Origin of the sequence: Eubacterium sp. AF15-50 (assembly GCF_934835595.1) — a bacterium.
Lineage (GTDB): Bacteria > Bacillota > Clostridia > Lachnospirales > Lachnospiraceae > Eubacterium_G > Eubacterium_G segne.
Genome location: NZ_CAKVZL010000153.1, coordinates 1 through 559, shown reverse-complemented (window position 1 = coordinate 559; position 559 = coordinate 1). Strand labels below are relative to the sequence as shown.

1 protein-coding gene is annotated in these 559 nt (G+C 30.2%); it reads left to right on the top strand.

Features of this window, described 5'->3' with window-relative positions; translation table 11 throughout:
• On the top strand, positions 1-227 hold a 227-nt coding region (locus Q5O73_RS10545), incomplete at its 5' end, for a hypothetical protein (protein ID WP_302669669.1).
• Positions 228-559: the final 332 nt, after the last annotated feature.

Genomic DNA, 559 nt, shown 5'->3' with positions numbered 1-559 from the left:
ATACAGAGAGGAGCAGGAAGATGAATAAAGATTTAATAAATATATTGCTAGATGCATACGAAAAGGAATATGGAGAAGACGTAAAATTCAGTGAAGGAGACGTACAAATATTTGAGTTAAACGATTGTATGATTATTCTTTCGCTTGAAGATAGAACATTAAAAACACAAATAATAGGAGACAAGCCTATTAAAGTTGACTATGAAACAGGATTTTTTCAGAATTAAAAGGAGAGTGAACAGAATGAGATTAATAGATACAATTAGTTCAAGATAGTTCAAGATTAGTTCAAGAGAGAATATAAGGAGAGTGATTAGAATGTAATTAAAGATGCAGAAGGTAATTATCGAGATTGTATTATTTATGAAATTGTAACAGAGGATATTAATAAATTAAAAGTTAAGACGAGATTTAGAAGAAGCAAAAATGACATGGAATAGGAGAAATAAGGAATGAAAGAGCAGAAAGCGATAACACAGGAAGAAGCAATCAAACGTTTAAAAGAAAGCAGATTTACTATTCAGCCATACAACTATATGAACCAAGCATTAGATATGGC